This is a genomic window from Faecalibacillus sp. TM498, assembly GCF_020589955.1.
Classification (GTDB): domain Bacteria; phylum Bacillota_I; class Bacilli_A; order Erysipelotrichales; family Coprobacillaceae; genus Faecalibacillus; species Faecalibacillus intestinalis.
The window spans coordinates 1-4643 of record NZ_JAJDKB010000090.1 but is presented as its reverse complement, the minus strand read 5'-3'; the positions used below and the strand labels follow the sequence as shown (position 1 = coordinate 4643).

The 4643-nt window shown below is 24.9% G+C and carries 5 protein-coding genes; 4 read left to right on the top strand and 1 reads right to left on the bottom strand.

Annotated features, from left to right (window positions below; genetic code table 11):
* The first annotated feature begins 123 nt into the window (after nucleotides 1–123).
* Entirely contained in the window at nucleotides 124–540 is a 417-nt protein-coding gene (locus LJD32_RS14550) for a flavodoxin family protein (RefSeq protein WP_227392759.1), read from the top strand.
* Between the two features lie 47 nt (nucleotides 541–587).
* On the opposite strand, the gene LJD32_RS14545 is transcribed toward LJD32_RS14550, so the two are convergent.
* On the bottom strand, nucleotides 588–1268 hold the full coding sequence (locus LJD32_RS14545; RefSeq protein WP_227392758.1) for a DUF6198 family protein: 681 nt from the start codon (nucleotides 1266–1268) through the stop codon (nucleotides 588–590).
* A 157-nt stretch (nucleotides 1269–1425) separates the two neighbouring features.
* On the opposite strand from LJD32_RS14545, the gene LJD32_RS14540 reads away from it, so the two are divergent.
* The 3 genes from LJD32_RS14540 to LJD32_RS14530 all read left to right on the top strand — a co-directional run bounded on the left by LJD32_RS14540 (nucleotide 1426) and on the right by LJD32_RS14530 (nucleotide 4225).
* Nucleotides 1426–2163, top strand: coding sequence for a helix-turn-helix domain-containing protein (locus LJD32_RS14540; protein WP_227392757.1), 738 nt, complete (start codon nucleotides 1426–1428; stop codon nucleotides 2161–2163).
* An 87-nt stretch (nucleotides 2164–2250) separates the two neighbouring features.
* Complete coding sequence (locus LJD32_RS14535; RefSeq protein WP_158561713.1) at nucleotides 2251–2703, top strand: RNA polymerase sigma factor; 453 nt, start codon at nucleotides 2251–2253, stop codon at nucleotides 2701–2703.
* A complete protein-coding gene (locus LJD32_RS14530) occupies nucleotides 2693–4225 on the top strand; it encodes a hypothetical protein (protein WP_227392756.1) in 1533 nt (510 codons plus the stop codon). The genes LJD32_RS14535 and LJD32_RS14530 overlap by 11 nt, the downstream gene beginning before the upstream one ends.
* Nucleotides 4226–4643: the final 418 nt, after the last annotated feature.

The window sequence follows — 4643 nt, the reverse complement described above, 5'->3', positions numbered from 1 at the left end:
AAGTGCTTGAAAGTATAGTGTTTATGCGGATAATCGCAAATTAGATATAAAATTTTGATTTAAATACTATAAAATTATTAGAAATGAAACACAATTATATATAAGTTATAGGGAGATATAAAAATGAGTATTTTATTTATTAATGGAAGTCCTAATAAAAATGGAAATACTGTAAGACTTACTAAAAAATTCTTAAAAGATCAAGAATTTAAAACATTAAATCTAGTTGATTATAAAATCTACAGTTATGGTCAAAACTTTGAAAATGATCAATTAGATGAAGTTATTGAACAAATGAAACAAGCAGATACAATTGTTATTGGTTCACCACTTTATTGGCATAGTATGTCAGGAGCTATTCGTAATGTTTTAGATCGTTTTTATGGTTATGTAGATGAAAGTTTATTACAAGGGAAAGATATGTATTTTGTTTTCCAAGGATATGCACCTACAAAGGAACAATTAGCTGCTGGTGAATATACAATGAGTCGTTTTGCTAAACTATATGGTATGAACTATAAAGGGATGATTACTGAATAAAAAGACTATAAAGAAACCTAGATTTTAGGTTTTCATTATAGCCTTTTTTATAGCTTTAAATATTTTTCAAGTTTGGTGAATTTTGGAATACATATAAAATGTTTATCAAGAAAATTCTTGAAAAAACTGATGAATGTTCCATTAAACAAAGCAACAATAATAGTTCCTATACCAATACCAACAATTCCATGAAATAAGAATAAAGACATGATAAAAGATAAAATAAGGAATGTACAATCAAAGCAAGTTTTAAATATTTTTAAAGTAATATGATATTTTTTTGATATTTCTTGAACAAAAAAATCATAGATTTGAGGATATAAATAAGATTTATAAAACATAGCGACAGCCATTGCCGAAAGTATAAAACCGATAAAAAAATAAACAATACGTAATTGAAAACATATTTCATTTTGTCTTTGAAAGAAAGGAAGAATTATTTTCCAAATATCTGCCATTGTTGCATATAAAACACCTGTGATAAAAGAACTCAAATATGCCATTTTAAATTTCTTCATTAAAATACAAAAAATGATAAAAATAATTCCTTCAACAATATATTCTGCCTGACCATAAGTAAGTGAATAAACTTTTTCACTTAAAATATAAGCGGGTCCATTTATAGCAGATAGCCCCATGTTTGCAATAGTCAGTAAGTCTATTGAAAATGATAAAACTAATATTGCAATTAAATACAATATCTCACTATTTATTCTTCTTTTTTTCATTTTAACCACCTCACCATGCATTATAGAAGTATTTATCAATAAAATTAAAAATGTTTCCAAAATGGAAACATTTCTAGACATATCTACAATGGGTAGATAGTCCTTTTCTTTCTATTTTAATTTGATTCATGTATAGTTGAAGTAGGAGGTAAGGTATATGGATAATGATAGATTTGCTAGAACAATAAAAAATGCAAGACTTAAAAAAGGGTACACTCAAAGTCAACTTGCAGATTTACTAAATGTCAGCAACAAAACAATTAGTAAATGGGAAACAGGAAGAGGTTATCCTGATATTACCTTACTTGCTAAGATAACATCTATTTTAAAATTAGACTATGAAGAACTCCTTCAAAGCAATGAATATATTATTCAAAAAAGAAAGAAAAAAAGAAAAGATATTTTTATCATCAGTATTGTTTGTTTTATTTTTGCAATTACACTAATTGGTATGTATAAAGTCCAAAAACAGCAAAAATATGAAAATAATTATAATAATATCATTCAAAGATTATGCAGTGATTATTATGTAGGTGACCAATTGGCTTTAGCTTATCGTGAACCTGCTTCGTTAGTGGTTATGTATTCGGGTGGGTTGACACAAAAGAAAGTTATTCAATTTTGTGATTATTTAAATATTAATGATTTTAAAAAGATTAAAACAATTAAAACAGAATTTTCAAATAATCCTACAATTTCTTATATTGATCAAGATAATCAAGAAAAACAATATGAATTTTATATTATGAGTCAAAAAGGTGATATAAAAGTAACGATTGTCATACTTAAAAATAATATCATTAAAATCCTTGATGATGAGAATCATCAAGTTCATTATTATCAAAGTCAAAATATAAATTATGAAAAACTTAATATAGATCATTTACCTTGGTAATACCAAGGTGTTTTTTTATAAAAATGTTATAATTTTTGTAACATATGATACCTTTAAAAAGTATTACTAATGAAAGGAGGTTTTTGTATGGAAGAAGTGATTCAACGAGAAAAAGAACTGGTTTATCGTTTAGCTTTTAGTCAATGTCATCAAAAAGATCAAGCAGATGATATCTTTCAAAATGTGATGTATCGTTATATGAAAAGAAAACCTGTTTTTGAATCTTTAGAACATGAAAAAGCTTGGTTTATAAGGGTAACACTTAATTGTAGTAAAACATCTTTGAAGTCTTTTTGGCATAATAAAGTAGATGAAATCGATGAACAAACTTATATTTTTGAAAAGCAAGAAATTGATTTGACCCCTTATTTAAATAAGCTTTCTAAAAAGTATAATGTAGTTCTTTATTTATTTTATTATGAAGGATATTCAACAAAAGAAATGGCAGAATTATTACATATCAAAGAAAATAATGTTCGTGTTTTATTAAACCGAGCAAGAAATCAATTAAGAAAGGAGATAGAGGCTGATGAAAAATAAATCATTTAAAAATTATTATGATGAAATTCAAGTTGATGAAAATCTTCTTCAACAAATTCCTATAAAAAAACATCATTACTATAAACCTATTTTAATTATTTCTTGTGTAGTTCTTTTATTTGTATTAGGTATTCAAAACAAAGAAACAAAAGATACATTTGAAATTCTTGCTTATAATCAAACCTATAATTCTATTACTACTCAAGCAACACCGATGGATTATTATTTAATTCATGATCAGGTCGATATAATGGATAAAGTGCAATTGAAAAAGAAATATGAAGAAAAGTATTTTTCTAAAAAAATAGATTTTAAACAATCGCAATTAGATTTAAAAAATTATGATGGAAAATATTATTTAGATGGGTATCTTACAACAAGTTATTTTACAGTAGATGTACAAAGTGATGAAATTGAATCAATTCGTATTGTTCAAGGAGGAAATCCTTTGGAGATTCATCTAGGTGGAAAAGTCTATCAAAGTGATACTACGATTTCTTATGATCTTTATAAAAAATATTATCATACAAAAAAAGGCTTAAAAGTTATTTGGAAACCAGAAGATTATCTTTTTAACTCTAAGATAAAAGATATTTCTGATAATTTTAGAATTGAAGTGAACTATAAATCAAAAGCAAGTAAACTTTTTGAAGTAGAACTTTCTTTTAATCAAAAAGGACAAATGTTTGTTCAAAAAAGAAAAGCAAAACGTACAGAAATTAATACTGAATTAAAGCAATCAAAACATAAATACTTACGTTTTAGTACTTTAAGTGAATCAGAAACAATCAAAGAATTAAAAGAACTCCTTCCTCAAGAAGTTATAGATGAATTGATGAAAAATGGTTATGTTTATGAAGATAAAAAAGAAAATTATTTTAATTTCAGTAATGATAAAGATGAACCAACTTTAAGACTTGATGTTAGTTATGATAAAAATAACAAAATCATTCAATATGTTTCAAAAGAATATGGTTTTACAGATAGTATTACATCAACTCTTGAAAAAGACCCAATAGAAATTATTAAACATGCACAAGATATTTTGATGAATCAACAACTTCCTCTTACAGAAGTCATCCTTCCTAGTCATTATAGTGGAGGAAACTATAAAGCATATATTGATGATTCTTATCAATATGTTATTCAAACAGATATCAATATGCTTGTTCGTATAGAAAAAAGAGAAGAAAATGATATTGTAGAAAAAGAAGTCACTTCAAATATTTATAGCTATGATGATATCACTTCAGCAATTAATACAGTTATTGATTATTTTAATGAAAATTTTAAAGGCTGTACATTAAAAGAAATTTATTATGCGGGAGATAATGAAAATTATTTTAAAGAAATACTACAACAATATGGTGCAGATGAAGCTATTGTTTTAACATCAACATTTGATGTTGATGGAAGTGGTGGAGATGGTTCTTTAAATCCTAATAGTACTTATAAAGATTGGATTTGGTTACTTGTAAGAAATAAACAGGGTGAATGGAAACATGTAGATCATGGTTATTAAAATGGTATAAAAAAGATGAGCATCCATCAAGGATGCTCAATCTCTATACAAACATTACACTTCCAACATGGTTATTATAAACTATTTTATTGAATAAATTAAACAAAATAATTAAAAAAATTAATTTTCACATAATCCATTGATAGAAGAGTATAAAATAGAAAAAATAGTTATTTTGATAATAAGTTTTTTATTATTTATTATGTTATTTTAGTTTGAAAAAATGAATCAGTATAATAATATAATTCCTTTTTAACAAATTATTTCCCAAGAAATAATTCATAAATTGGAAGATTTAAAATAAAGGAGAAAGATGATGACGAAAGAGAAAATAGAAAATAAATTATTTTGGCATTATTTATCAGGAGCTAACTATATAAAATTCAAGTGATTTTATGAAAAAGTTTGAAAATATTTA

Excerpts from the sequence above, each read along its gene's own strand:
- LJD32_RS14550 (WP_227392759.1), top strand. The coding sequence starts at position 124 with ATGAGTATTTTATTTATTAATGGAAGTCCTAATAAAAATGGAAATACT.
- LJD32_RS14545 (WP_227392758.1), bottom strand. The coding sequence starts at position 1,268 with ATGAAAAAAAGAAGAATAAATAGTGAGATATTGTATTTAATTGCAATA.
- LJD32_RS14540 (WP_227392757.1), top strand. The coding sequence starts at position 1,426 with ATGGATAATGATAGATTTGCTAGAACAATAAAAAATGCAAGACTTAAA.
- LJD32_RS14535 (WP_158561713.1), top strand. The coding sequence starts at position 2,251 with ATGGAAGAAGTGATTCAACGAGAAAAAGAACTGGTTTATCGTTTAGCT.
- LJD32_RS14530 (WP_227392756.1), top strand. The coding sequence starts at position 2,693 with ATGAAAAATAAATCATTTAAAAATTATTATGATGAAATTCAAGTTGAT.